This window comes from Rhodococcus sp. P4_F3_2 (genome assembly GCF_056401335.1).
In genome coordinates this window covers 173,255-199,789 of the sequence record NZ_JBFUJN010000019.1, presented here as the reverse complement: position 1 = coordinate 199,789, position 26,535 = coordinate 173,255, and the positions used below count along the sequence as shown (strand labels likewise).

The window sequence follows — 26,535 nt, the reverse complement described above, 5'->3', positions numbered from 1 at the left end:
AAAGTTCTAGTCTCCTTCGGCGACGATGACTACGGCTTTGATGCTGCCGGGAATGCGATCGGCCACCAGGGCCTCTTGCGATTGTTCGAGTGAAAAGCGTGCTGTGACCATCGAATCCAGGTCGACGCGCCCGGCAGCGACCAGTGCGGCGGCGATCGGCCACGTGTTGGCGTATCGGAACACTCCGGTGAGCATCAGTTCGCGATTCTGAATGATCGGGACCGGCAACGGTATCTCGTCGGYACCCATTCCGACCAGAACGACGGTCCCAGCGGGCCGAACTGCGTGAATCCCGTCGATCACTGCGGCCGTGGCACCCGAGGCGTCGATGAACGCATCGACGGCCAGCGAGCGTACGTCGCTTTCACGAGGATCAACGACGGTTGTTGCGCCGAATTTCAGTGCCACATCACGCCGGGCCGCATCGATGTCCGAGACGATGACTTCCGTCGCGCCGAATGCCTTGGCCACCTGCGTCGTCACGATTCCTACCGGGCCGGCGCCGGCGATCAACACACGAGAGCCGGCAGTGATTCCCGCTTTCTGGGCGGAGGCGATCCCTACGGAGAGTGGCTCGAACAGCGCAGCTGCCTCGTAGGACACGGAATCTGCGATGGGATGGGCGAAGTCGGCACCGATCGTGACGTAGTCGGTCAGCGCACCGTCGATCGGCGGCGTCGCGAAGAACTCCATCTGAGGGCAGAGGTTGTATCTGCCTGCCTTGGATTCGGAACTGGTCGGATCGGGCTTCTGAGGCTCGATGGAGACGCGCTGCCCGATGCGTCTTGGGTCGACGCCGTCACCGACTGCGGCGATGCGTCCAGATGCTTCGTGTCCGAGAACGAGCGGTGAGTTGACTACGTAAGGGCCGATGCGACCTTCGTGAAAGTAGTGCGCGTCCGACCCGCACACGCCCACTGCATGGATGCGAACGAGGACTTCACCCGTCTTCGGGGACGGTCGTGGTCTCTCGACCATCTGCATCTTTCCGGTCTCAACGAGGACATTTGCCCGAATTGTCGCAGGTAGATCGACGGATTCTCCGGAAACTGTTGTGTGGGTCACAGCGTAGATGTTAGCTTAATGAGCATAAGAACATCTAGTGAGCATTTGCTCACGATCGAGAAACTTTGAACCTGATGCACAAGGAGACCGTGTGAACCAGTCGGCTCAGCCCACAGGACTCAAGTCGTCGAAGTTGCCGGCTTCCGAGGATGTGCGGCTCGCCTTGCGGGCAGCGACCATGTATCACCTCGAAGGCGCTACTCAGGCGGAGATTGCAGCGAAGTTGGGCGTCTCGCGGCCTACGGCCGGGCGGCTGTTGGCCAGGGCGCGGACGCAAGGTTTGGTCAGGGTCGAGATTATGGTGCCGCCGGAGCTCGAAGGTTCGGTGAACACGGAGTTGGAATCGAAACTGGAGAAGCACTTCGGGTTGGCCGAAGTTTTGATTGTGCCCGAAGCAAATTCGGACTCGGACGATCCGGACTTCGACGCGCTCGGCCGACGAGCAGCGGAAGTTCTGGTTCGTCGTCTGCAGCCGTCGAGCGTTCTCGGGTTTACCTGGGGTCCGGAAACCGTTGCGGTAGCAGGATCTTTGCCAGACAAGGCGGCGAAGTGCTCGGCTGTGGTACAACTTGACGGCTCCATGACGGTGACCGACTACCAAACCGGTGTCGACTTCACCATCGGCCGATGTGCACAACAGTTGCAGGCCAATCCTATTCGCCTCAATGCTCCGCTATATGCCGACCCGGCGACTGTGGAGTCGATGCGAAACGACTCGGTCATCTCGAAGGCGCTGCAAGCCGGAACTGATTCCGACATCATGGTTTTCGGAGTCGGTGCCGTCTCGACTGCCACGACCTTGTTTGCCGGTAGCTTCGTCGACTCGACCATGCTGGACGAGTTGGAAAGTCGAGGCGCTGTCGGTGAAATCGGCGGCCGTTTCTACACAATCGACGGCAATCCAGTGGAGGGGCCACTGCCTGAGCGAACGGTCTCCGTATCGCTCGATGCAGTGAAATCCTGCGATCAGACGATTCTGATTTCGGGGGGAACACACAAACGCCAGGCCGTTCTGGGCGCATTGCACGGAGGTTTGGCAAACGTACTCGTCACCGACGTCGAGTGCGCCCAGTGGCTGCTCGAAGGCTAGCGATCTCACGAGTTTCGCTGTCCGAGCGCGCGACTGACACGCAAGTGTGAAGGAAGGTAATCCGTGAAAACAGGAAGACGAGTGTGGGGCGCTGCCGCGGCGGCGCTCTGCCTCCTGGTGTCGGGATGTGCGGGCGCTGGCGCGCTCGGTGGTTCCGGCGAACGAACAGTCACCATCGCGATGGTGTCGAACTCGCAGATGCAGGACGCCATCAAACTGGCGCCGGCTTTCGAAGCCGAGAACCCTGGCATCGACCTCAAATTCGTCAGCCTTTCCGAGAATCAGGCGCGCGCCAAGATCACAGCGTCGACGGCAACCGGCGGCGGTGAGTTCGACGTCGTGATGATCAGCAACTACGAGACACCTCAGTGGGCCGCCAACGGTTGGCTCACGAACCTGTCCGAGTATGCAGACAAGACGCCCGGTTATGACGAGGACGACTTCATACCGTCGATCAAGACTTCTCTGTCATACGAGGACAGTATGTACGCGGTCCCGTTCTATGGGGAGTCGTCGTTCCTGATGTACCGCAAGGATCTGTTCGATCAGGCTGGGATAACAGTTCCCGAAGACCCGACGTGGCAAGAAGTTGCAGGTTGGGCAGCGCAGTTCGACAACCCGGATGCCAAGATGGCGGGAATCTGCTTGCGCGGAAAGCCTGGCTGGGGTGAGGTACTCGCACCGCTGAACACCGTGATCAACACCTTCGGTGGACGCTGGTACGACGAGAATTGGAATGCGCAGTTGACCAGTCCGCAGGTCGAGGATGCGGTTCAGTTCTACGTGGACACGGTCAAGGAGCACGGTCAGCCGGGTCCTGCCACAAGCGGATTCGGTGAATGTGCAACACAATTCGCGCAAGGCAACACGGCGATGTGGTACGACGCGACGTCGGCTGTGTCAGTTCTCGAGGACCCTGCGTCGTCGAAGGTAGTCGGCAACATCGGATATGCGAAGGCCCCGAAGGTCGAGAAGTCCGATCCTGGTTGGCTCTACACCTGGGCGCTCGGAATCCCGGAGTCGGCAAAGAACAAAGATGACGCCTGGAAGTTCATTTCCTGGATGACGAACAAGGACTACATCCAGAAGGTCGGAACCGAACTCGGCTGGTCGAGAGTTCCTCCGGGAAGTCGCCTTTCGACCTACGAGATTCCGGAGTATCAAGAGGCCGCACAGGCATTCGGGCCGATCACCCTCGAATCGATCAACAATGCAGATCCGAAAAACCCGACAGTGCAACCGGTTCCGTACACCGGCGTCCAGTTCCTCACAATCCCTGAGTTTCAGGACCTGGGCACTCGCGTCAGCCAGCAGATCAGTGCTGCCATCGCGGGTCAGAAGAGCGTGAAAGAAGCGCTCGAACAATCCCAGCAGTATGCCGAGGTGGTCGGCAAGACCTATCAGGAGAACCGATGACTACGGTTGCCGAGCCCAGAACTACGGTGGACGACGCGCCACCGGTCCGTGTCGAAAAGAAGATCTCCCGCGCCGAGGGTTGGCGTCGTAGAGGTCCCCTGTTGCCGGCGTTGATCTTCTCGATCGTCGTCACCCAGATTCCGTTTCTGTTCACCCTCTACTACTCGACGCAGTCGTGGAACCTTGTCCGGCCGGGATCGCGGCACTTCAACGGGTTCGACAACTACATCGAGGTTTTCAAGGACAGTCAGTTTCGGGAAGTCGCGGTCAACACGGTCATCATGATCGTGGGTACGGTCATCGTTTCGGTGATCCTCGGACTCGCGTTGGCACTCCTACTCGACAGAGCCTTCCTCGGTCGCGGGATCGTGCGGACACTGCTGATCACGCCATTTCTCATCACCCCCGTCGCTGGCGCATTGCTCTGGAAGACAACAATGTTCGACCCGGTGTTCGGTATCGTGAACTTTGTCCTCCAGCCTTTCGGTGTCGGCCAGGTCGACTGGGTCAGCAAGTTTCCGCTCGCCGCCGTCATGATCAATCTGATCTGGCAGTGGACGCCTTTCATGATGCTGCTCATTCTGGCCGGCTTGCAGTCCATGCCCCGAGACATCCTCGAAGCCGCACGGGTGGACGGAGCCAAGCCGTTTGCGATGTTCCGCGAACTGACACTGCCGCACCTGCGCCGCTTCATCGAACTCGGTGCAGTTCTGGGTGCGATCTACCTCGTGAACACCTTTGACGCGGTGTACATGATGACGTCGGGCGGGCCAGGCGTGGCCAGTTCGAACCTGCCGTTCTACATCTACCAGCGCGCGTTCCTCGGCTTCGACGTAGGTCAAGCTGCGGCGATGGGTGTCGTGACAGTGATCGCGACCATCATCGTCTCGACACTTGCGCTCCGATTGATCTTCAAGAGCTTCACCGGCAACGAGGAGGCGGCGTGATGACTGCCGTAGAGACGACAAGCGTGACGACCGACAAACCCGTCGTCAAGAAAAAGAAGAGCAGTAAGTTCAGTCCGTGGTCGGTCGTGGCGTGGATCGCCGCTCTCGGGTTCTTCTTCCCGGTCTTCTGGATGGTCCTGACCGCGTTCAAGACCGAGGCAGACGCCTACACGGATCCGCCGAAGCTGTTCTTCACTCCCACCCTCGAACAGTTCCGTGCCGTCCTCGATTCCGGTCTGGGTACAACGCTGGCGAACTCGGCATTTGCCACAGGAATGTCGACGATTCTTGTTCTGCTACTGGGTGTTCCGGCTGCGTTTGCATTGTCTCTTCGCCCGGTGAAGAAGACGCAGGATGTGCTGTTCTTCTTCATCAGTACCAAGATGCTCCCAGTCGTCGCTGCAATCGTGCCGCTGTACGTGATCGTCAACGACATCGGATTGCTCGACAACATCTGGGCGCTGGTCATCTTGTACACATCGATGAATCTGCCGATCGCAGTGTGGATGATGCGTTCGTTCTTTCTCGAAGTCCCCGGCGAGCTTCTCGAAGCCGCCAGCATGGACGGCGCGAGTTTGTGGACCTCGGTTCGAGAGGTGATCCTCCCGCTGATCTCGCCCGGAATTGCTGCGACTGCGCTGATCTGCGTGATCTTCTCGTGGAACGAATTCTTCTTCGCAGTCAACCTGACAGCTGTTCAAGCGCAGACGATTCCGGTCTTCCTGGTCGGGTTCATCACCGGCGAGGGCCTGTACTGGGCTCGGCTCTCCGCGGCAGCGACCATGGCGGCATTGCCCGTCATCCTGGCCGGTTGGTTCGCCCAGAACAAACTGGTGCGCGGCCTGTCCTTCGGTGCAATCAAATAATTCTCCTCACCCTCTCAGGAGTTCGTCATGGCTGAAATCTCGTACCAGAAAGCGTCTTGCATCTACGAAGGTGCCGGGACTCTCGCTGTAGATTCACTCGATCTTGACATCAAGGACGGGGAGTTCATCGTGCTCGTCGGTCCGTCAGGTTCCGGAAAGTCCACGGCCCTGCGCATGTTGGCGGGGCTCGAGGACATCGATTCCGGTGCGATCACCATCAACGGCAAGGACATGACCGATGTCCCGTCGAAGGATCGCGACATCGCAATGGTCTTCCAGAATTACGCGCTGTACCCCAATAAAACCGTCGGCGAAAACATGGGGTTCGCGTTGAAGATGCGCGGTGTGCCCGTCGAGGAGCGCAAGAAGAAAGTTGCCGAAGCGGCCAAACTGCTTGACCTGACGGAATACCTCGACCGCAAGCCGGCCAAGCTTTCCGGCGGCCAACGGCAGCGAGTTGCCATGGGCCGAGCAATCGTTCGTGAACCGCAAGTGTTCTGCATGGACGAGCCGCTCTCCAACCTCGACGCAAAGCTACGCGTCCAGACCCGCACGCAGATCGCGGCGTTGCAGCGTCGTCTCGGAACCACCACCGTCTACGTCACGCACGATCAGGTGGAAGCGATGACGATGGGTGATCGCGTGGCAGTGCTCAGGGGCGGCAAGTTGCAACAATTCGCCTCTCCGACCGAACTTTACGATCGGCCGGCCAATGCGTTTGTTGCAGGCTTCATCGGATCTCCCGGTATGAACTTGGTAACGGCGCCGGTCAGTTCGGGTGGGGTGCGTTTCGGCGACGTCGAGGTTCCGCTGGACCGCGAGCAGATGGCGGCAATCGCCGCGGCCGGTCTGGCTTCGGTCACAGTGGGAATTCGGCCCGAGCAATTCCAGGTGGTTGCTGCCGGAGACGGAATCGCAGCTCAGATCGACCTGGTGGAGGAACTGGGCAACGAGTCGTACATCTACGCACACGTGCCTGGTACCGAAGCCGACCCGATCTCGCTCGTTGCACGCACCGGCGGGCGATCGAAGCTGCAGTACGGCCAGACGCTGGGCTTCGAGCGGGTGGACGGTCCTGTTCACCTCTTCGACCCGACTACGGGTGAGCGCGTGGGTAGCTGAATCCCACCACAATCGTGACCTGCTCGGCACCCGAACTCGTTCGTGCCGAGCAGGTCACATCCATCTTCGACTGGTGAGAAGGTTAGGGTCTACCGATGAGTGATACACGCGAACGATCCGTCGTGGTGTGTGGTGAGGGACTGGTTGATCTGGTTCCGGTGGGGGAGAACTTCTCACCCAAGTTGGGCGGTGGACCGTTCAACGTTGCGATCGCAGTGGGTCGACTCGGATCCGACGTGGGATTCGTCTCTCGCTTGTCCACCGACGCGTTCGGAGATCGGATGATCGACTCGCTGGCCGCGTCGAATGTCGACACAACCGGAGTCGAACGTGGGCCCGAGCCGACAACTCTGGCCGTCGTGAACCTTGCAGCGGACGGAGGTGCGCGGTATTCCTTCTACCTCGAGGGAACGGCGGATCGACAGTTCGCGCTGCCGAAACTTCCCTCTGCCCGGGCATTCTCGTTCGGAACGCTGTCGCTGGTGCTCGAGCCCGGGGCCTCCGCTTACGAAGCCATGCTGCACGAAGCGCACGCCCGCGGTCGACTCACCATGGTGGACCCCAACATTCGTCCGGCGGTGATCTCGGACCCGGAAGCATATCGACGACGATTTCGTTCGTGGTTGCCCGCCATCGATATTCTCAAAGTGAGCGACGACGACGCCAAGTGGTTGGGTTCGGTCGACGGCGCCGAGTGGCTCGACGAAGGCGTCGGCGCCGTACTGCTCACCCGTGGCGGTGACGGGTTGCGGTTGATCACCAAGGAACTCGATGTTTCGGTGCCGGCGCCCGCAGTCGACGTCGCGGACACGATCGGTGCCGGAGATACCGTACACGGAGCCCTGCTGGCCTACCTTGATCGTCACGACGCACTCGATGTCGCCGTTGTGCGCGGGTTCTCCGAGGCAGACTGGTCGGCCGCGTTGACCTTTGCCGCACGCGCGGCAGCCGTCACCGTGTCACGACCAGGGGCGGATCCGCCGTGGTCAAGGGAGTTGGGCCTGCCCGTCTAGCACTGGGGACCACCGCCCTACTGCGAGCGCAGTACGTCGAACTGCCTACCTGTGCACGATGTGCGACGGGGTCGTGTATCGGCACAGTGATACGCATGTCGATATTCCTGTACAAACTCTCACGACTCGCGTTTCGCCGCCGCTGGGCAATGGTGGGCTTCTGGGTCGTCCTGCTGGTGGCGGGCGGAGTAGGCGCAGCAACGCTGTCCGGTCCGACCGTCAATACATTGTCGATCCCGGGCACAGAATCGCAAGCGGCACAGGACCTTCTGGCTGAACGGTTCCCGGAATCGTCCACCGGCGGAGCCAGTGCTCGCATAGTCTTCGAATCTCCGGCGGGCACGACGCTCGCCGATCCGGCCATTCGACAATCCGTCAGTGAATTGGTCTCTGCGCTCGGGAAGGACCCCGAGGTTGCAGCGGTATCGGATCCGTATGCATCCGACGGAGTGTCGCCGACTGGGACGATCGGATACATGCAGGTCTCCTATACCGCCGACTCGATGGACTTGCCGGACAGTTCGAAAGAACTGCTCGAGTCCGCCGTCCACGACGCCTCGGATTCAGGGCTGGCAGTCGATGTTGCCGGCAACGTGCTGATGGAAAGCAGCGCCGAATCCATGGGAGAGGTGATCGGAGTCGCGATCGCCGCGGTGGTGCTGACCGTCACCTTCGGTTCCTTGGTTGCGGCGGGGCTTCCTTTGATCAGCGCGCTCATCGGCATCGGCATCGCGATCTGCACGATCACCATCGCAACTGGTTTCATCGAATTGGGTTCGAGCACAACCGTCCTGGCAATGATGCTGGGGCTCGCCGTGGCGATCGACTATTCGCTGTTCATCGTCTCGCGCTACCGCTCCGAACTACGTGACGGACATGATCCGGAAATTGCTGCGGGCCGCGCAGCGGGGACTGCGGGTTCGGCTGTAGTGTTCGCGGGGTTGACCGTCCTTATCGCACTAGCCGGACTGTTCGTCGTGAACATCCCGTTCCTGACAAGCATGGGTCTGGCTGCAGCATTCGCAGTTGCTGTTGCAGTGGTGATTTCACTGACGCTGCTGCCCGCCACACTCGGATTTGCAGGGTCGCGCGTCCTGAGTCGGTCTGATCGTCGACTGCTGGCGTCCGGCGGTGAACTGACACACCGGAAACAGTCGGAGGGGGCGGGCTCGCGATGGGCCAAGTTCGTGATCCGGCGTCGAGTTCCGGTTTTGCTCGCGTCAGTCCTCGGGCTGGGATTGCTGGCGATCCCCACCTTCGGAATCAACCTGAGTTTGGCGAGCCCACCAGTGCCCGACACAACTGCCGCCAGGGCTACCGACCGACTCTCCGAGGGGTTCGGTGCCGGCTTCAGCGGTCCGCTCATGGTGGTTGTCGACGTTGCCGACGCCGCAGATCCGGCAGTGGCATTGAGCGGCGCCCAGGAAAAGCTCGGTGCTCTGCCCGACGTAGCGGCAGTGACGCCGCCAGCACTCAATCAGGCCGGCGATACAGCAGTCATCACGGTGGTTCCCTCGAGTGGCCCGGAAACCGAGGCAACAAAGGCGCTCGTCGCAGATATACGTGAGGTCGCCGGATCACTGACCGACGAGACCGGGGCCACGATGTCGGTCACCGGTCAGACAGCGTTGACGATCGACGTCTCGGACCGCCTGGCTGATGCCCTCGTTCCCTACCTCGCATTGGTCGTCGGCCTCGCCTTCATTCTTTTGATGCTGGTGTTCCGCTCGATCTTGGTACCGCTCAAGGCAACTCTCGGATTTCTGCTCTCGATCGGTGCGACGTTCGGTGTGTTGGTCGCGATCTTCCAGTGGGGTTGGTTCGCCGGCATTCTCGGAATCGAAGGCCAAACCGGATCAGTTGTGGCGATGTTGCCCATCTTCATGATCGGCATCGTCTTCGGGTTGGCGATGGACTACCAGGTGTTCCTCGTGACCAGAATGCGTGAAGCGTTCGTCCACGGTGACGGACCGGACGAAGCAGTCGTGAAGGGCTTCGACCAGGGCGCCCGAGTCGTCACGGCCGCGGCGCTGATCATGATCGCCGTTTTCGCGGGCTTCATCTTCGGCGGCGACGCCTTCATCATGCAGATCGGACTCGGACTCTCGTTCGCGGTTCTGTTCGACGCCTTCGTGATTCGTATGACCGTCGTACCGGCCGTCATGTCCCTGTTGGGCTCGAAGGCATGGTGGTTCCCCTCATGGCTGGACCGGTTGGTCCCGAACGTCGATGTCGAGGGGGAGCAGTTAACTGCGCTGCTCGCAGATTCGAAGGAATCCAGTGAACCCACGAGCGACAAGTTGTCGGTATGACCCGGATACGGTAGATCGATGACTTCGACATCGACGTGGGGTCGATGGTGTGCGGAACACCCGCGCACCATCGATCTGGCACTGACGATCCTCGTGCTCCTTGCCACGTGGACGGCGCACCGCATCGCGCTCGATGGCAATGACACCCGCGAAGTAACAGTTGTGGGAGTCCTTGTAACAGCGATCGCAGCGGCAACCATCGTATTCCGGAGGCGCTACCCGTTCTCGGCGCTGGCGGTGGCAGTACTTCTCGGCGTATTGATGATTGCACTGTCAGCGCCGCCGAATGCCGGCACAGGTTCCGCGGCGATGGTGTGCCTCTACTACGTTGCCAGCACGAGTGACCGCCGGAGGACCTTCTTCGCAGCGGCGAGCACAGTCAGCTCGCTGATGCTCGTCACAATCTTCCTGGGAGTGGGGAACAATCTCCTGCAGGAGGCACTGGGGTTGTTGGCCTGGTTGCTGATGGCAAGTTTCGCCGGCGCCGAGGTCCGTTCTCGCCGAGCCTATCTGGAGTCCGTCGAGGCGCGCGCGGTGCAAGCGGAAAGAATGCGCGAGGACGAGGCCCGACACCGCGTCGTCGAAGAAAGGATGCGGATTGCGCGAGACCTGCACGACGTTGTCGCGCACCACATTGCCTTGGTCAACCTGCAAGTCGGGGTCGCGTCGCACTTGATCGGGAAAGACCCCGAGAAGGCGACGACTGCACTACGCGGAGTGGAGGAAACGTCCAAGGCGGCACTCGATGAAATTCGGGCCACGGTCGGAGTTCTCCGTGACGCTCAGGACGGTGATCGCTCGATGAAACCGGCACCGGGGCTTTCGGATCTACCGGCACTGGTGGATCAATTCGTCAGTGCGGGAATGGAAATCGAAGTGCGCGCAGTGGGTTCGCTGCGCCCTCTGGGGCCAGCAGTAGACCTCACGGCGTACCGAATTATCCAGGAAGCACTCGTGAATGCGAGCAAGCATGCGTTGCCAGGGGCCGTCACCGTGTCGTTGTCGTACGAAGCCGAGGTTCTGGTGCTGTCGGTCGAAAACTCCGGAACGGCAGTGCCTTCGACGTCACCGCCCGGGTACGGACTGCTGGGAATGAAGGAGAGGGCACAGGCAATGGGAGGCGAGGTCTCAGCAGGATTCCGCGCGGACGGGGGATTTCGTGTGGACGCCCAACTGCCGCTGGTCTCGGTCTCCAGCGGTTCGGAGCGTGAGGAGTCGTGAGTATTCGGGTGGTAGTGGCGGACGATCAGGCGCTCTTCCGTCAAACGCTTGCGCTGCTGATCGGTTCGGAAGACGACATGGAGGTGGTCGCCGAGGCGGCAGACGGAGAGCAGGCATTCCAGGCGGCGCTCGAGCACCGACCCGACGTTGTACTGATGGACATTCGCATGCCGGGCACCAGCGGAGTCGAAGCGACCGCCATGATCGCCGATCATCCGGATTTGTCCGACGTACACGTACTGATCCTGACGACCTTCGAAGTGGATGAACATGTGGCACAGGCGATCCGGGCGGGAGCGAGCGGCTTCATCGGCAAAGGAATCCGAGCGGAGGATCTACTCGATGCTGTTCGGACGGTCGCAGGTGGGAACTCTTTGTTGTCGCCGATTGCGACCAGCGCGTTGATTTCTCGATTCCTTTCCACTCCGTCGCGGGCCGACTCGACTTCCGGGATTTTCGGTCAATTGACACCACGCGAACTCGAAGTGGTCACCCTCGTTGCCCTCGGGATGTCCAACGACGAAATCGCCGCGGAATTGGTGATCAGCGCGGTCACGGCAAAAACCCATGTGAACCGGGCGATGACGAAACTGGATGTCCGTGACCGCGCGCAACTGGTGGTTCTCGCCTATCAATGCGGTGTGGTGATTCCGGGACGCTCGGTGGATTGACTCGAGAAACTCTTGACTCGAACGGGTGTTCGAGTATTGTTGGGGAGGGGATCGGGGGATTCAATGAGTGTTCTGTTGTCGGATGTGGTGTCTGGTTCTGCGGTGGGGTTGCGCGGACGACTGTGGCGGTTGTCCGCTGCGGAGTTACGTACCGCTGCTATCGAGGCGAGTGCGGAGATTTTTCGTCTCGAGGCTGTTCGTGTGGCGGTGGTGGACGAGTTGTCGTTGCGGCCGGATGATCAGGTGATTGCGAGCCGCGGGGTGGGTTGCTGGTTGGCGGCGAACACGATGCTGCAGGTTCGGGATGGGAAGAAGATCGCCGCGTTGGGTGCGGCGCTTCGGCCGTTTCCGGCGGTGGCTGCTCGGTTCGATGTCGGGGATTGCTCGTTCGATCATGCGGTGTTGATCGTGGCGTTCTGTGAATCCCCGCCGAAGGGCATGCCGGACGCCGCGTTGCCTCGCTGTATCGATTTGTTGTTGGCTGCTGCTTCCGGTGTGGAGGCCACGACGACGAAGGTCCGGAACGTGATCGCGACCTTGGAGCGAGTGTTCGAGTCCGATGACATTCCACCCGCCGAGGATGTGGATCGTAACGAGCTCCGGATCGCGTCGACATTGAACGGTCGGGTGGTGGTGCGCGGGGATTTCGACGCTCTCACCGGAGAAATGTTGCTGTCGGCGTTGTCGAGTCTGACGATGCCCACCCCCACTCCGGATGGAACCCCGGATGCTCGGTCGGCGGCGAAGCGGACCGCGGATGGGTTCACGGAACTGATCCGGCGGTATCTGGACTGCGCCAAGACCGGTACCGATGGTGGTCAGCGTCCGCACGTGAACGTGCACATCAACGCCCGTGATCTGGCGGAGCACCGTGACTGCGCCGCCGCACCCTCGCCCGATGGTGGTGGAGTGGCTGTGTCGGATATCGATGTCGGGCACATGCCGTGGCTCGGTCCGCTGTCGGTATCGCAGACCAGACTCCTCGGGTGCGATTGTTTCCTCTCGACTGTTCTGCTCGATGATCACGGCGCACCGCTCGATGCGAAACCCGGGAAACGGTTGGTGTCCGCGGAGCAGCGAGTGGCGTTGATCGCCCGCGACAGAGGTTGCGCGTTCCCGGGCTGCACATGTGTACCGGCGTGGACGGATGCGCACCATATCCGGCACTGGGCGAGCGGGGGCCCGACTGTGATGAGCAACCTTGTCCTGCTGTGTCGTTCGCATCACCGGCTGATGCACCGTAAAACGGGTTTCGTCGGAAAATGGGTGATCCGCATCGGCGTCGACAACAAACCGTGGTTCATCCCACCACCCTCGATCGATCCGCAGCAGCACCCGCGGCCGGCGAACACCACCTTCAAAACCTGAGGGGTTAAACCTCACACGCACCAGAACATGGCCAGGCCTGTCTCGGACCCTGCTCTGTGTCCGACCGATTGGTGGGAGGTGGAGTCGAATGGGTGCGTGCTTTCGGGGGCGGCTCTACTTTCGGGTGCCCGTGTGGCCTGTCCCACTCAGTGGGTGATTCTTTCGTCGTCGCCAAGCCGGTTGTGCCAGGTCATTTGGACGTCTGACCTGCAGTGCAAAATCTTTCGTTAGAACACGTTCCAATTTCGCGGATTTGTGGCTATGGTCACAGAGATAGATGCGGGTGTGCGAATGAAAGGGTGAAGTGACGTGAAGACCAAGGGTGCAATCCTGTGGGGCCTCAATGAGAAGTGGTCCGTCGAGGAGATCGAGATCGGCGAGCCGGTAGCCGGCGAAGTTCAAATTCGCATGGAAGCGGCCGGAATGTGCCACTCCGATCACCACATCGTCACCGGCGCGACCCCGATGCCGTCGTTCCCGGTCATGGGCGGGCACGAGGGTTCGGGCGTCATCACCAAGCTCGGCCCGGAGGTCAAGGGCCTGGAGGTCGGCGACCACGTCGTTCTGTCCTTCATTCCGGCTTGTGGAACCTGTCCGGCGTGTTCGGCCGGACATCAGAATCTTTGTGACCTCGGGATGGGTCTCCTCAGCGGCCAAGCCATCAGCGACGGCACGTACCGGATCCAGGCTCGCGGCGAAAACGTGATCCCGATGTGCCTGCTAGGGACGTTCTCGCCCTACATGGTCGTGAACCAGTCGTCAGTGGTGAAGATCGACAAGGACATTCCGTTCGAGGTTGCCGCACTCGTCGGTTGCGGCGTCCCGACCGGTTGGGGATCGGCAACCCACATCGCCGATGTGAAGCCCGGCGAAGACGTTGTGATCATGGGCGTCGGCGGCGTCGGTATCAGTGCGCTACAGGGTGCGGTTGCATCGGGCGCCCGGTACATCTTTGCCATCGACCCCGTGCCGTGGAAGCGTGAGCAGGCTCTGAAGTTCGGCGCAACGCACGCTTTCGAAAGCGCTGCCGCTGCCATTCAGCCGATCATCGACGCTACGTACGGACGTATGGCGCAGAAGACGATCATCACCGTCGGCGAAATGAAGGGTGAGTACGTCGAAGAAGCCATGATTCTGACGGCAAAGGCTGGTCGTTGTGTTGTCACTGCAATGGGGCACCTGACGGACATGGATGTGAAGCTGAACCTGTTCCTGATGTCGATGCTTCAGAAGGACCTTCAGGGCAACATTTTCGGCGGTGGCAACGCTCGCCAGGACGTGCCTAACCTCCTCGCGATGTACAAGGCAGGCAAGCTGAACCTTGACGACATGGTCACTCGGACCTACACGCTCGAAGGCGTGAACGACGGGTACCAGGACATGTTGGATGGCAAGAACATCCGCGGCGTCATCCGCTACACCGAAGCTGACTGGTGATCGAAAGCGCAACTCTTGTGCCAGTAGTCTGATCGGGTGCCCAGTACTCACAGTCTCGACGTAATTCAGCAGTGGCCGGTCGACAATGCGGCAGCGGTCGTCCTCTCCGGGAAGAATCCGGGTGAGGGCGACCGCATTCGTGGTTTCAGCGGCGACCAGTCGCATGTTTTCCCCCTGGCTTCGGTGACAAAACTGTTGTGCGCCTACGCGATTCTCGTGGCGGTGGAGGAAGGGGCGGTCGAGTTGGATGGGCCGGCCGGGCCTGAGGGGTCGACCGTTCGTCATCTCCTCGCACATGCTTCCGGGTTGGCATTCGCCGAACGTGTTGTTCAGGCGCCGGTGGCGTCGAAGCGGATCTACTCGAGTGCGGGATTCGAGGTGCTTGCCGAGTTGGTTTCCCGGGAGACCGAGATCGAATTTGCCGACTATCTTGCCGAGGCGGTGTTCGCGCCGTTGGGGATGACCAGCGCGGCTCTTGTCGGTCCTGCCGGTCACGGTGCGCAGGCATCGGCAGACGACTTGGCCAAGTTCGCGGCTGAACTGCTCTCGCCGACCCTGATCTCGACGCAGACGTTCGCAGAGGCGACAACCGTGCAGTTCCCGGGGCTCAACGGAATTCTTCCGGGATACGGCTCTCAGCGCCCCAACGACTGGGGACTCGGATTCGAAATTCGCGGCGAGAAGCGTCCGCATTGGACAGGTCTCGAGAACTCGGCCGCAACTTTCGGTCATTTCGGCCAGTCCGGGACGTTCCTGTGGGTCGATCCCACGATCGATACTGCGTGCGTCGTGCTTACCGATCGCGACTTCGGTGATTGGGCCAAGCCTTTGTGGACTGAATTGTCAGATGGCGTAGTCGGTGAAGTTTCGCGATAGAGCACAAATTTCTCTCCTTCCACTGGCGCAACACGGGTAACACAAGGCACACTGTTCAATCGAGCGTGCTGCACGAACTCGACAGAGGTCGTTGGGGAAGACGTCCCTCGTCGAAGCAGGAGGCTCGAGTGCGCGAAATGAATCAATTCGCGGACGTGACGACTGGTGTGGTTTACATCCACTCGTCGCCCGCGGCGCTGTGCCCGCACGTGGATTGGGCTTTGTCCGCCACGTTGGACAGCCCTGCCAAGCTCAGATGGACCTCACAGCCTGCCTACGACGGACTTCTGCGTGCGACGACGGACTGGACAGGTCCCGTCGGAACCTGTGCCCGCCTGGTCGATTCGCTACGGGCGTGGCCGATGTTGCGCTTCGAGGTCACCGAGGACCCGAGCCACGGCGTCGACGGCGAACGGTACAGCCATGTGCCCGGTCTGGGCTTGTGGCGCGGATCCACCAGTGCGAACGGTGATGTCGTTGTTGGGGAGATGAAACTGCGGTCCATCATGAATTCCGGTGGAGACATCGCCGCGGAGATCGATCGGGCGATAGGCGCACCGTGGGACGAGGAACTCGAGCCCTTCCGGAGTTCGGGCGAAGGCGCCGAAGTGACATGGCTGCGTAGGCGTGTCAGTTGACCGAGGTCCATCCTGAACCCTGAGTGCTCTCGCGGATTGAACGACAAAGACTTGAATGACAAAGGTGGGCCCCGCCGTATCGGCGAGGCCCACCTTGCTGTCCAGGGTTGTCAGAGCGGAATGTTCTTGTGGCGCGCACGGACAGATGGTGCAGACGCGAGCGCAGCGGTGACGATGCTGCGAGTCTTCGCCGGGTCGATTTCCTCGTCGACGACGCCGATTTCGACAGCGCGGTCGACGCCGCCTGCGATCGCCTCGTGTTCGGCAGCGAGACGGTCGTGCAATGCTTCACGCTCGTCGTCCGGTGCCGCAGCGAGAGCCCGCTTGTGCAGGATGCCGACAGCAGCCTTCGCGCCCATCACGGCCACTTCGGAGTTGGGCCAAGCGAAAACGGCCGTGGCTCCCAGTGCTCGCGAGTTCATTGCGATGTAGGCGCCGCCGTAGATCTTTCGAGTGACAACGGTGACGCGGGGGACAGTCGCCTCGGCGAAGGCGTGAAGTAACTTCGCGCCGCGCCGAACCACGCCTTCCCACTCCATCGACACGCCAGGCAGATACCCGGGAACATCGACGACGACTACGAGCGGCACGCCGAATGCGTTGCACAGTCGCACGAATCGAGCGGCCTTCTCTGCACTTTCGGAGTTCAGGCACCCCCCGAGTCGCAGTGGGTTGTTCGCGATGACGCCAACCGTGCGTCCGGCCATCCGGCCGAAACCGGTGACGATGCTCCGCGCGTAATTGCCTTGCAGTTCTTCGAAGCTCGACTCGCCTTCGACGTTGTCGAGCATTTCGTGAACGATGGGACGAACGTCGTATGCACGTTTTGCGGACGCAGGCATCATGGCGCGCAGATCGCTGTCGCCGAGTTCCGCTGCCCGCTGATCGAATTCGCCCTGCTCGCACATCATCGAGACCAGGCGTCGTGCGCGGTGCAATGCGTCGGCCTCGTCGTGTGCGGCGATGTGCGCGACACCCGACTTCTTGGTGTGTGTGTCCGGACCGCCGAGTGACACCATGTCGACCTGTTCACCGGTGACACTGCGAACTACGTCTGGGCCGGTGACGAACACTCGGCCTTCCGGCGCCATGATCACGACATCGGTGAGGGCTGGACCGTACGCGGCTCCACCAGCGGCAAAGCCGAGCACGACGGAAATTTGAGGTATGAGACCGGAGGCACGGACCATGGCCTCGAAGACCAGTCCGACTGCGTGGAGTGCTTCGACGCCTTCAGCCAGACGCGCGCCACCGGAGTGCCAGAGACCCACGATGGGGGACTCTTCCTCGATGGCGGTATCGATGGCTTTGACGAGGTGTTTGCAACCGTCGACGCCCATTGCGCCGCCCATGACGGTGGCATCGGAGCAGTATGCGATGGTGCGGACGCCGTCGATGTTTCCGGACGCAGCGAGCACGCCGGACTTGTCACGGGCGTGGAGCGGCACTGTTGTGCACCCGCGGACAGGTGCAAACCGCGGTTCGGGCTAGGCCCGACCGAAGGCGAGCGCGACATTGTGCCCACCGAAACCGAACGAGTTGTTCAGTGCGAAATCGAAAGAGCCGGTTCGGGGTTCACCCTTGACGACATCGAGATCGATTTCTGGATCCTGGCTGTCAACATTGAGCGTGGGCGGGATGATCCCGTCACGCACCGCCAGAACCGTGAGGACTGATTCGAGGGCGCCGACAGCGCCGATCGAGTGTCCCAGCGCGGATTTCGGGCCGTACACCGCAGCGTGATTGCCGACCGCTGCGTTGATTGCCTTTGCCTCTGCGATGTCACCGATCGGCGTCGCAGTGGCGTGGGCGTTGATGTGCTTGATGTCGGACTTCGTCAGTCCGGCCATCTCGATTGCTCGGGTCATGGCTCGCGCCGCGCCCAGGCCTTCCGGATGCGGTGCCACGATGTGGTACCCGTCCGAAGTGATTCCGGAACCGAGCAGGCGGGCATGAATGGTGGCCCCGCGTGCCTTTGCGTGTTCCTCGGTTTCGAGGATCATCAGTGCGCCGGCTTCGCCGAAGACAAATCCGTCACGGTCCTTGTCGAAAGGACGTGAAGCTGCGGTCGGATTGTCGTTGTTGGTGCTCATTGCACGCATCATGGCGAAGCTCGCGATCGGAACCGCGTCGATGAAGCTCTCGACTCCACCAGCCACAACCATGTCCGCGTCACCCATGACAAGCATGCGGTGAGCGTGAGCAATTGCCTCGGATCCCGACGAACATGCCGAGACCGGGGTGATGACTCCACCGCGGGCCCCGAGTTCGAGCCCGACCGTTGCGGCCGGTCCGTTGGGCATGACCATCTGCACCGAGAACGGGGACACCTTGCGGTATCCGCCGCCACGGAGTTTGTCGACGGCGTCGATGAGCGTGTCGCCGCCGCCGAGTCCGGTGCCGATGACAACCGCGAGGCGGTCCTGATCGACTTCGGGGCTGCCGGCGTTGCTCCAGACCGTGCGACTCAACGTGAGGGCAAGGCGTTCCACCCAGCTCATCCGTCGAATTTCGACGCGGGACAAGCCCTCGTCTGGTGAAACCTTCAGGTGCCCGCCGATGCGAATGGGAAGGTCGAACTCGTCGATGAACGGGTCATCGAGGATTCCGATGCCGCTTTCGCCGGCGAGTAGCGCCTTCCACGTGCCATCCACATCACCAGCCACCGAGGTCGACGTCGCGAGGCTCGTGACGACGATGTCGGGGAATTTCCCTTTGCGGGTAGAAGCGGAAGTCACGGTCGGCTCACTCTGCGTTCTTGGCTTCGGCGCCTTCGGCTTCGAGCTTCTGGATGTACGCGACGATGTCGCCGACGGTGCGCAGGCCTGCGAGATCCTCGTCGGGGACCTTCACGCCGTACTTGTCTTCGGTCTGAACAGCGATCTCGACCATGGACAGGGAGTCGATATCGAGGTCGTCCACGAAGGACTTGTCAACGGTGACCTCGGAAGGCTCGATACCGGTGACCTCCTCCACGATCTGGCCGAGTTCCGCGATGATTTCTTCCTGAGTGTGGGCCACTGGTGTGGCTCCCTTCTTGATCGATTGAGGTGGGGTGAAACGTCCGGCCGCCGTTCGGGCTGATCGGCCGGGTGGGCGTCCGAGCTAGGTCAGCTCGGACAGTGCGGAGATATCCTCCGGGTTCTTGAGGGCCACCGTCGGCGTGCCACGCATTTCGCGCTTGGCAATTCCGACGAGGGTTCCGGCCGGCGGGAGTTCCACGATCGCGCTGACTTCTGCTGTCCGCAACGACGCGGAGCAGAGGTCCCAACGGACGGGGCGGGTTACCTGCGCGGCAAGTTTGGTGAGGGCGTCGGCGCCCGAGGAGACGGGTGCGCCATCCGAGTTGGAAAGCAGCGTGCGCGTCGGATCGGACGGGGTGATCTTGGCGGCAGCAGCTGCGACGGCATCCTGTGCAGGTGCCATGAAGCGGGTGTGGAAAGCGCCGGCGACGGGCAGTGCGCGGACTCGGGCCTTTTCGGGTGCGTTTGCTGCGAGTTCTTCGAGCGCGGTTAGCAGTCCGGCAGCCACGATCTGGCCGGCCGCATTGCGGTTGGCCGCTTCCAACCCGAGTTCTTCGAGTCGTGCGAGCACTTCGGCTTCGTCGCCACCGAGAACGGCTGACATGCCGGTGGGCTCGAGCGCGCAAGCCTTTGCCATCTCGGCGCCGCGGAGGGCGGCAAGTGCGACCGCGTCGTCAGCGGAAATAACACCGGCGACCGCAGCAGCGGCAAGTTCACCCACTGAATGGCCGGCAGCGATGACGTCGGCGCCGAGGAGCCCACGTGATTCGATTTCCTCGTACGCCAGCAGAGCAGCGGCAACGACGAGGGGCTGGGTTACCGAGGTGTCGGTGATTTCTTCGGCAGTCGCGGTCGTGCCGAGTCGGACGAGGTCCAGGCCGGCTGCCTTCGACCACACTTCGAGGCGGTCTTGCGCTCCGGGCAGTGCCAGCCATGGGCTGAGCATGCCGGGTGTCTGAGAGCCCTGTCCCGGGGCGAGCAACGAAATCACTTATTAAGAGAACACCGCCGCGAGTGACCTGCGAGATGTCGGTCGCGATGAACTCTGGCGAAGTGTTTTGTAGGGTTCCCACAAAATCCCATGTCGCGCTCGGCCATCGAAATTGGACGCTCCGGGGTTACAGGTTTGTTTGTCCGGATGTTAAAGATGTGACTGAAGTAACCGAATTGTTCGATTTGAGATCGATTTGTGTCAATCGGCCCACGGTAGCGGCGATCCGTAGTACGTATGCGTCGCGTGGATTCGTAGGATCCCGGCCGGTAACTTCCGCGATTCGCTTCAAGCGGTACCGAACGGTATTTGGATGAACAAACAGAAGACGTGCACAAGTCTCAACCGCACCTCCACAGTCGAGATAACTGTCTAAAGTATCGGTCAAGACTGTGCCGGATTCCGCTAAAGGTGCGACCAGGAAATCGCGAAGAGCCTTTACGGCAGCGTCGTCTCCGAGTAGTGCCCGTTCCGGGAGCAGTTCAGTCGCGAAAACGGGACGAGGTGCGCCGCGCCACCCGGCGACGGCCTTGATTCCCGCGAGAGCTTCGGACGCACTGAAGTGTGCTGCGCTCAACGAGGGCGTTGTCGGGCCGATCACCACCGGCTCGTCGGCGAAACTCATGAGCAGGTCTTGAAGGAATTGGCTGCCTTCCGTCTTACTGCTCAGCTCGCCGCTGACGATCATCACCAGTCGCGGACCCTGCACCACGGCGAGAACAGCGCGCCCGTGCGCGGCGGCAGTCGCGTGGACGGTGCCGGCAACCGAGACCCGCTCGTCCGGCGGGGGAGACCCGACGATGACGGTGGCCGGAGCGGTGGCGTCCCAGTTCAAGGTGGCTGCGCGGGAGAGCATGTCCGAGCCGGTGTCTCCCTGCACGACGGCGTCGACGACGAGCGCTTCCAGTCGCGTGTCCAGCGCACCCCGCGACTCGGCGGCGCTTGCGTACACCGTCGCTGCTGCGAAACCGAGTTCACGCCCGTAGCGCAGGACGGCTTCTGTCAGCGCGATCAGCTGCTGATCGTTGCGGGCGAGAGCGGGCAGCCATTTCTCGAAGAACTCCATCGCCACCCGGACCATGTCGACGGTCTGGCGCAGCGTGAGCTGTCGAGCAAGATCCTGAGGGATGACCGGAAACGACTCGTATCCGAAGCTGATCTCCGAGTCGAGTTGCCGCAGCCATTCCAGGAAATTCACCACCGACGTCTGCACCAAGAGTTGAACGTCGGCACGTTGCGACGCGTCGAGACTGTCGAAGAACGGAAGCTGCTCCTCCATCACGGTCACGGCCTCGGTGGAGAGCCGACCGGAGAACTGTTTGACGCGGCGGAGCAAGGCTTCTGGAAGTGGATCGCGAACCTGACGACGGCGGGCGAGTACAGCCTGCAACCCGGACGACTGTGGTCGAGTGCGGCGTACGCCCTCTTCGGGTTTCTCGGGATCAGGTTCGGGCATGAGAAAAACCTACGCCCATCGCCGCAGCGGATGTCGAGATGACACCCGCGGCGATGGGCGTAGGTCTGTTTTCGATCGCTGGGACTGTTGCCCTACGACTTAGGCGCTACCGGTGTCCCCGGTCTGCTCGGGAGCAGCATTCACGTCGTCGATGCGGTATCGGCTCGCGGCTTCGACGGCCTTCGACCGCTCGATCGATCCTTCCTTCGCCAAACCGATCAGCACGGCAACAACGATGGACTCGGCATCGACGTTGAAGTAGCGACGTGCTGCAGTGCGTGTGTCGGAGAACCCGAACCCGTCCGTGCCGAGCGTGGTGTAGTCGCCGGGAACCCACTGACGGATCTGATCCGAGACCGCCCGCATCCAGTCCGAAGCCGCGACGACAGGGCCTTGGGCCGAGGACAACGCCGTGGTGACGAAAGGAACCGGAGCATCCTCGGACGGATTGAGCAGCGCTTGACGTTCGCATTCGACGCCTTCGCGGCGCAGCTCACCCCAGGACGTGACCGACCAGACGTCGGCCGAGACGCCCCATTCGTCGGCGAGCAGCTTCTGCGCACGCAGACCCTCGGGCATCGCGACACCGGAGACGAGGATCTGTGCCTTCGGGCCGGCTGCTTCGGACGTCTTGTAGAGGTAGATGCCCTTGAGCAAGCCCTCGACGTCGAGACCTTCTGGCTCGGCCGGCTGAACGTAAGGCTCGTTGTAGATGGTCAGGTAGTAGAAGATGTTCTCGCCACCGAAACCGTCGACGCCCTCGGTGCCGCCGTACATGCGGCGCAATCCGTCCTTGACGATGTGCGCCAACTCGTACGAGAACGCGGCGTCGTACGTGACAGCGGCCGGGTTGGTCGATGCCAGGAGCAGCGAGTGTCCGTCGGCGTGCTGGAGACCTTCACCGGTCAGAGTGGTACGACCGGCGGTCGCGCCGAGAACGAATCCGCGAGCCATCTGGTCGGCGGCCGCCCACAGGCCGTCGCCGGTGCGCTGGAAACCGAACATCGAGTAGAAGATGTACAGCGGAATCATCGGTTCACCATGGGTGGCGTAGGACGTGCCGACTGCGGTGAACGATGCCGTCGAACCGGCCTCGTTGATGCCCTCGTGCAGGATCTGGCCGATCGGGCTCTCCTTGTAGGCGAGCATGAGTTCGGCGTCGACGGAGGTGTAGAGCTGTCCGTTGCGGTTGTAGATCTTCAGCGACGGGAACCACGAGTCCATACCGAACGTACGGGCCTCGTCCGGAATGATCGGCACGATCCGCTTGCCGATCTCCTTGTCGCGCAACAGTTCCTTGAGGATGCGCACGATCGCCATGGTGGTGGCGACTTCCTGCTTGCCCGAGCCCTTGCGGATGACGTCGTACGTCTTGTCCTCCGGGAGCTTGAGCGGCGCCGCATCTGTGTTGCGTGAAGGCAGGAACCCTCCGAGTGCTTTACGACGGTCGAGCATGTACTTGATCTCGGGAGCGTCCGCACCCGGGTGGTAGTACGGAGGCAGGTACGGATCCTTCTCGAGCTCGGCATCCGAGATCGGGATGTGCTGCATGTCGCGGAACGCCTTGAGATCGTCCAGCGTCAGCTTCTTCATCTGGTGTGTGGCGTTGCGGCCCTCGAAGTGCTTGCCGAGGGTGTAGCCCTTGATGGTGTGCGCGAGGATGACCGTCGGCTGGCCCTTGTGTGCCATGGCTGCTGCGTATGCGGCGTGGACCTTGCGGTAGTCGTGGCCACCGCGCTTGAGGTTCCAGATTTCCTGGTCGGTGAGGTCCTTGACCAGTTCCTTGGTGCGGGGGTCACGTCCGAAGAAGTGATCGCGCACGAACGCGCCGTCGTTGGCCTTGTACGTCTGGTAGTCACCGTCCGGCGTCACGTTCATCAGGTTGACCAGTGCGCCGTCGCGATCGGCGTGCAGCAGCGCATCCCACTCGCGGCCCCAGACCACCTTGATGACGTTCCAGCCGGCACCGCGGAAGAACGATTCCAGTTCCTGGATGATCTTTCCGTTGCCGCGGACCGGGCCGTCGAGGCGTTGGAGGTTGCAGTTCACGACGAACGTGAGGTTGTCGAGGCCTTCGGTTGCCGCGACGTGAGCGAGGCCGCGTGATTCGGGCTCGTCCATTTCGCCGTCGCCGAGGAACGCCCACACGTGCTGATCGGTGGTGTCCTTGATGCCGCGGTCGTTGAGGTAGTGGTTGAACCGGGCCTGGTAGATGGCGTTCATCGGGCCGAGGCCCATCGAGACCGTCGGGAACTCCCAGAAGTCGGGAAGCAGCCGTGGGTGCGGGTAGGACGGCAGTGCGCCGCCGAAGTCGGCGTGGGACTTCTCCTGGCGGAATCCGTCGAGCTGTTCCGCGGGGATGCGGCCCTCGAGGAAGGCGCGGGCGTAGATGCCGGGGGAGGCGTGACCCTGGATGAAGATGTGGTCGCCACCGCCCGGGTGGTCCTTGCCGCGGAAGAAGTGGTTGAAACCGACCTCGTACAACGCTGCCGAGGATGCGTAGGTGGAGATGTGACCGCCGACGCCGACGCCCGGTCGCTGCGCGCGGTGGACCATGATCGCGGCGTTCCAACGGATCCAGGCGCGATAGCGGCGCTCGACCTCTTCGTCGCCGGGGAACCACGGCTCGTTTTCGGTCGGAATCGTGTTGACGTAGTCGGTCGAGGTGAGCGCGGGGAGTGCGACGTGCTTCTCACCGGCGCGTTCGAGCATGCGGAGCATGAGGTAGCGGGCACGCGTGGGTCCGGATCGATCCAGAAGTCCGTCGAATGATTCGAGCCATTCGGTGGTCTCGTCCGGATCGATGTCCGGCAGGTACGACGCAACACCTTCGCGAATGACGCGAACGCGACCGTCGGTTCCCCCCGGCGTGTTCGACGCGGGCGAACCCGACTCGCCGGCGGCGCCGGAATCGGCGTTCTGCCCGGACGCGGGACCCTGGATCAGGTCAGACAACGTGTGCTCCTCATTGGTTTGGGGACGCGTGGTGGGGCGTCCTTACATAGGTGATCGAGGCCTTGTTAGGTCCGACGCACTTCCATCGTGAATATGGCGCGTACCTCATCTTTCACCATCCCGGTCGGTCCGGCACACCTCGCCTCTGGTTACTCTCGGGTAGCGTTTTTCGGCGTGACGCAGGGGTGTGATGGTTCCCCGTAGTCACAGGCTTGGGGGATCGATCGGAACGTATGAAGGGGTGGGAAAAAATAAACAAAGAAATCAATTACGGCAGGGTCGGGGCGTGGGTCTCGGTCGGATCGATCGCAGTGGGACTGTCGGTGATCGTGGGATGTTCGGCGGCGGTGACCGGATCGGCAGTACCCAATGAAGCGCACGTGGCTGCATACCAATCCGAGGTGAGTATTTCGATGGCCGCCGCGTCCTCGTCGAAAGCGGCGGCAGATGCGGCAGAGGCAGCTTTCGCGATCTGTGAGGAAGCGGTCTCTCGATCGAAAAACGACGTGGTCGCGTTCAATGCCTACGTCGACGCCGGAAATCATGGTGAGACCGACCTGAGAGCCGAAGCAAGCGCTGCTGCTTCGTCGGCCAGGGACACCGCCTCGTGGTTCGACTCGGTCGCGAGTGAACTTCCGGCGCAACTTTCCGGACTGTTCGACGAATTGGCCGCGAACCTACGTTCATCTGCAGTCGTGATCGAGAGTGATCATTCGGCGGATGAAATCAATTCGATCAGCGATACGAGCAATTCGATTCGCAAGTCGATCTTCGATGAATGTGGATCCCTGTGACCTGCGGTAATCCGCAGGCGTAAGGTTCGCCGTGTGTCAGAAGACGATCTTTGGTGAAAGTTTTCGGCGTGGTCGGCTTGCGCTAACGCCTCAGACCATGTTCGCTTTCCCTAATTGATCGTCAAACGGTAGGTGTGCGGGGTCGCCACACACCATCAACAAAAGGAGGACCCCACCGTGGTCGCCGCGGCGGATGCCCAGAACTACGCTCAGAAACTCGGGATTACCACTGACATGGTGGTGCAGGAACTGGGCTGGGATGAGGATACCGACGACGGCATTCGTGCCGCGGTTGAGGAAACCATCGGCGGGGAAATGCTCGACGAGGATTCCGACGAGGTCATCGACGTTGTGCTGCTGTGGTGGCGCGACGAGGACGGTGACCTGGTGGATGCCTTGATGGATGCCATCGGGCCCCTCGCCGACGAAGGCTTCGTGTGGGTTCTCACTCCCAAGACCGGTCTCGACGGACATGTCGAGCCCAGCGAGATCGCCGAATCGGCGCCGACTGCCGGCTTGACGCAGACATCGGCAGCCAACCTCGGTGACTGGTCGGGAAGTCGACTGGTTCAGCCGAAGGCTCGTCCGGCCAACAAGCGCTGACCCGGCCCTTTCCGCACTTTCCCAAGGAATTGCACATGCCTCTCGAAGTTGGTGCCCAGGCACCGGATTTCACCTTGAAGGACCAGAACAACCAGGAAGTCTCGCTCGCAGATTTCCGCGGTAAGAAGAACGTTCTGCTGGTCTTCTATCCGTTGGCCTTCACCGGGACTTGTCAGGGGGAACTCTGCAAGGTCCGTGACGAGCTTCCGAAGTTCGAGAACGACGACACTGCCATTCTCGCGATTTCTGTCGGGGCTTCGCCGACTCACAAGATCTGGTCGGCTGAGCAGGGATACACATTTCCCTTGCTGTCGGACTTCTGGCCGCACGGTGAAGTCGCTCAGAAGTACGAGGTGTTCAACGACAAGTTGGGCTTCGCGAATCGTGGCACCTTTGTCATCGACAAAGGCGGAGTCATTCGTTTTGCCGAGATGAACGGCCCCGGAGAAGCCCGTGACCACGGACTTTGGGCAAACGCGCTTGCCGCGCTAGAGTCTTAGAGCACTCCCGGTGAGGGTCTCACCGGGAGTTCGGGCGTGTAGCTCAGTGGTAGAGCTCTGGTTTTACACACCAGCGGTCGGGGGTTCGAAACCCTCCGCGCCCACCGAAGAATTGAAACCCCGATCTGCTTGTCGACGCAGATCGGGGTTTTTTCATTTTCGGCAACGAAT

At 61.5% G+C, this 26,535-nt stretch carries 22 protein-coding genes, 1 tRNA gene and 1 pseudogene; 17 read left to right on the top strand and 7 right to left on the bottom strand.

Translation table 11 applies throughout. From position 1 onward, the window contains the following. Positions 1-6: 6 nt before the first annotated feature. Entirely contained in the window at positions 7-1,017 is a 1,011-nt protein-coding gene (locus AC1DWA_RS20875; protein WP_477916989.1) for an NAD(P)-dependent alcohol dehydrogenase, read from the bottom strand. Positions 1,018-1,156: 139 nt separating this feature from the next. On the opposite strand from AC1DWA_RS20875, the gene AC1DWA_RS20870 reads away from it, so the two are divergent. From AC1DWA_RS20870 to AC1DWA_RS20810, 13 genes are all read left to right on the top strand, one after another. Beyond that, a complete protein-coding gene (locus AC1DWA_RS20870) occupies positions 1,157-2,155 on the top strand; it encodes a sugar-binding transcriptional regulator (RefSeq protein WP_477846943.1) in 999 nt (332 codons plus the stop codon). 63 nt (positions 2,156-2,218) lie between these two features. Further along, positions 2,219-3,571 carry an ABC transporter substrate-binding protein gene (locus AC1DWA_RS20865; RefSeq protein ID WP_019748979.1) on the top strand — a complete coding sequence of 451 codons (1,353 nt, stop codon included), beginning with the start codon at positions 2,219-2,221 and terminating at the stop codon, positions 3,569-3,571. Continuing rightward, complete coding sequence (locus tag AC1DWA_RS20860; protein ID WP_019748978.1) at positions 3,568-4,518, top strand: carbohydrate ABC transporter permease; 951 nt, start codon at positions 3,568-3,570, stop codon at positions 4,516-4,518. The genes AC1DWA_RS20865 and AC1DWA_RS20860 overlap by 4 nt, the downstream gene beginning before the upstream one ends. Continuing rightward, complete coding sequence (locus AC1DWA_RS20855) at positions 4,518-5,384, top strand: carbohydrate ABC transporter permease (RefSeq protein ID WP_007731137.1); 867 nt, start codon at positions 4,518-4,520, stop codon at positions 5,382-5,384. Before AC1DWA_RS20860 ends, AC1DWA_RS20855 begins: the two co-directional genes overlap by 1 nt. Before the next feature lie 27 nt (positions 5,385-5,411). Further along, a complete protein-coding gene (locus AC1DWA_RS20850) occupies positions 5,412-6,506 on the top strand; it encodes an ABC transporter ATP-binding protein (protein WP_477846942.1) in 1,095 nt (364 codons plus the stop codon). Positions 6,507-6,601: 95 nt separating this feature from the next. Further along, the gene (locus AC1DWA_RS20845) at positions 6,602-7,519 is read left to right on the top strand and encodes a carbohydrate kinase family protein (protein ID WP_019748975.1); all 918 of its coding nucleotides are present in this window, start codon (positions 6,602-6,604) and stop codon (positions 7,517-7,519) included. A gap of 95 nt (positions 7,520-7,614) precedes the next feature. Further along, positions 7,615-9,831, top strand: coding sequence for an MMPL family transporter (locus AC1DWA_RS20840; RefSeq protein WP_477846941.1), 2,217 nt, complete (start codon positions 7,615-7,617; stop codon positions 9,829-9,831). An 18-nt stretch (positions 9,832-9,849) separates the two neighbouring features. After that, positions 9,850-11,052, top strand: a complete 1,203-nt coding sequence (locus tag AC1DWA_RS20835; protein ID WP_019748973.1) for a sensor histidine kinase — start codon at positions 9,850-9,852, stop codon at positions 11,050-11,052. Further along, positions 11,049-11,723: a response regulator gene (locus tag AC1DWA_RS20830; RefSeq protein ID WP_019748972.1), complete on the top strand. Its 675-nt coding sequence runs from the start codon at positions 11,049-11,051 to the stop codon at positions 11,721-11,723. The genes AC1DWA_RS20835 and AC1DWA_RS20830 overlap by 4 nt, the downstream gene beginning before the upstream one ends. Positions 11,724-11,786: 63 nt before the next feature. Beyond that, the gene (locus AC1DWA_RS20825; RefSeq protein ID WP_477846940.1) at positions 11,787-13,091 is read left to right on the top strand and encodes an HNH endonuclease signature motif containing protein; all 1,305 of its coding nucleotides are present in this window, start codon (positions 11,787-11,789) and stop codon (positions 13,089-13,091) included. A gap of 309 nt (positions 13,092-13,400) precedes the next feature. Then, entirely contained in the window at positions 13,401-14,528 is a 1,128-nt protein-coding gene (locus AC1DWA_RS20820) for an NDMA-dependent alcohol dehydrogenase (RefSeq protein WP_019748970.1), read from the top strand. A 36-nt stretch (positions 14,529-14,564) separates the two neighbouring features. Then, on the top strand, positions 14,565-15,404 hold the full coding sequence (locus AC1DWA_RS20815) for a serine hydrolase domain-containing protein (RefSeq protein ID WP_070386530.1): 840 nt from the start codon (positions 14,565-14,567) through the stop codon (positions 15,402-15,404). Between the two features lie 128 nt (positions 15,405-15,532). Then, on the top strand, positions 15,533-16,042 hold the full coding sequence (locus tag AC1DWA_RS20810; protein WP_003941617.1) for a DUF3145 domain-containing protein: 510 nt from the start codon (positions 15,533-15,535) through the stop codon (positions 16,040-16,042). Between the two features lie 110 nt (positions 16,043-16,152). Here AC1DWA_RS20810 and AC1DWA_RS20805 read toward each other — a convergent pair. The 6 genes and pseudogenes from AC1DWA_RS20805 to aceE form a co-directional block, all read right to left on the bottom strand. Then, positions 16,153-17,484, bottom strand: a pseudogene (locus AC1DWA_RS20805) (acyl-CoA carboxylase subunit beta); the annotation flags it as partial. Between the two features lie 45 nt (positions 17,485-17,529). Then, a complete protein-coding gene (locus AC1DWA_RS20800; RefSeq protein WP_020969930.1) occupies positions 17,530-18,780 on the bottom strand; it encodes a KasA/KasB family beta-ketoacyl-ACP synthase in 1,251 nt (416 codons plus the stop codon). A gap of 7 nt (positions 18,781-18,787) precedes the next feature. Continuing rightward, positions 18,788-19,063, bottom strand: a complete 276-nt coding sequence (gene acpM, locus AC1DWA_RS20795; RefSeq protein WP_003941649.1) for a meromycolate extension acyl carrier protein AcpM — start codon at positions 19,061-19,063, stop codon at positions 18,788-18,790. 84 nt (positions 19,064-19,147) lie between these two features. After that, positions 19,148-20,056 carry an ACP S-malonyltransferase gene (locus AC1DWA_RS20790; RefSeq protein ID WP_020908154.1) on the bottom strand — a complete coding sequence of 303 codons (909 nt, stop codon included), beginning with the start codon at positions 20,054-20,056 and terminating at the stop codon, positions 19,148-19,150. A 127-nt stretch (positions 20,057-20,183) separates the two neighbouring features. Further along, entirely contained in the window at positions 20,184-21,512 is a 1,329-nt protein-coding gene (locus AC1DWA_RS20785; protein WP_019748966.1) for a PucR family transcriptional regulator, read from the bottom strand. 99 nt (positions 21,513-21,611) lie between these two features. Continuing rightward, positions 21,612-24,467: a pyruvate dehydrogenase (acetyl-transferring), homodimeric type gene (aceE, locus tag AC1DWA_RS20780; protein WP_007735476.1), complete on the bottom strand. Its 2,856-nt coding sequence runs from the start codon at positions 24,465-24,467 to the stop codon at positions 21,612-21,614. A 233-nt stretch (positions 24,468-24,700) separates the two neighbouring features. On the opposite strand from aceE, the gene AC1DWA_RS20775 reads away from it, so the two are divergent. The 4 genes from AC1DWA_RS20775 to AC1DWA_RS20760 all read left to right on the top strand — a co-directional run bounded on the left by AC1DWA_RS20775 (position 24,701) and on the right by AC1DWA_RS20760 (position 26,468). Next, positions 24,701-25,261, top strand: a complete 561-nt coding sequence (locus AC1DWA_RS20775; protein WP_020969928.1) for a hypothetical protein — start codon at positions 24,701-24,703, stop codon at positions 25,259-25,261. Between the two features lie 177 nt (positions 25,262-25,438). Beyond that, a complete protein-coding gene (locus tag AC1DWA_RS20770) occupies positions 25,439-25,864 on the top strand; it encodes a DUF3052 domain-containing protein (RefSeq protein ID WP_003941575.1) in 426 nt (141 codons plus the stop codon). A gap of 35 nt (positions 25,865-25,899) precedes the next feature. Beyond that, a complete protein-coding gene (locus tag AC1DWA_RS20765; RefSeq protein ID WP_283384982.1) occupies positions 25,900-26,364 on the top strand; it encodes a peroxiredoxin in 465 nt (154 codons plus the stop codon). 32 nt (positions 26,365-26,396) lie between these two features. Beyond that, positions 26,397-26,468: transfer RNA gene (locus AC1DWA_RS20760), tRNA-Val, on the top strand. The last annotated feature ends 67 nt before the right edge of the window (positions 26,469-26,535 follow it).